1 protein-coding gene is annotated in these 1149 nt (G+C 34.6%); it reads right to left on the minus strand.

What is annotated here, in order from left to right:
* Positions 1 to 181 precede the first annotated feature (181 nt).
* Positions 182 to 1149 (minus strand): SGNH/GDSL hydrolase family protein (locus AC1DRQ_RS31740; protein WP_477430168.1); only part of this gene is annotated, 968 nt, incomplete at its 5' end.

Here is a 1149-nt window from a genome sequence, read left to right on the forward strand (position 1 = left end):
GTTGTCTTTATAGTAAAAAGAAAAAACAATTAAAACTAAGCCAAACATAAAACTGAATTTATATAAGCTATCAGTGGGAAAAGGCAGGTTGAACATTTGATAAGGTTTTGATTTATAAATATATAAATAAAAAAGGCATCACTTAAGATGCCTTCAATTATATTGTTCAATAATTAGTTATTTAATTTTTAAAATGATTATTCAAAACGTTCCCGACATAATCAGCCAACCTTGATTGACCTAATGGTGTTAGATGCAAGCTATCAGCAGTATAAGCTCCTATTTGCATATTGTAGTAATTAAATCCTGAGTTGTTGAATGTATCAATTACTATTACCCCATACAATTGAGCTACCTCTTTGATAGCTGTGATGTATTGAACTAAGGTAAATGTAGTCCCGGTGTTAACCTCTGGAAAACCGCTTTCACCCCTATGTAATGGGGTCATATGGAAAACCTTAGAGGTTAAGTTTGCCTGAATAATACTGCTGTATAAGTACTTCAAACCACCGTAAAAGGTTGTTTTGCTTGTTACAGGATCATCATTGATTGTACCTAATGGTACGTTACGGCCTCCGAAGTCATTTGTACCACCAAATATTACTATGGCATCAGGTGTAAAAGTGCTGTTAAGGCTCTGCCATCTGGTATTAGTTACAAATCCAAAATATCCTGATTTCTCAGCAACTGGTGTACCTGCTATTGCATTGATAAAAATATTCGAAAAATATCTATCTCTAATTAAGGCAGGATAGATACTACTTGAAGTGTTACCACCATAATCAGGGGTGGTTATAGAATCTCCTATGAATGATATGTTTTTACCTTTTAGATTGTTGGATGTACCTCCACTGGCAACTGTACCTACCAGATTATCAAGTACCATCCTCATAGGGGAATTGGTTAGCCAACTAAATGCTTTGACAATAGTTACACCTGCTGTTAAAGCTGTTCCAGTTGGATCAAAAGCCGCAACACCAAATTGAAGATTTTGAAGATTACCATTTAAACCTAATATTTCTGAAATGCTTATTGTTATTGTTAATACACCACTTTTATAAAGTTGAATAGTGTTACCACTTGTGATTGCCCGGCATACTTGATTTCCAGCTAATGCAGGTAAACCACTGGTTTTAACTACTGTGTTTT

Source organism: Mucilaginibacter sp. P4_E8 (genome assembly GCF_056401495.1).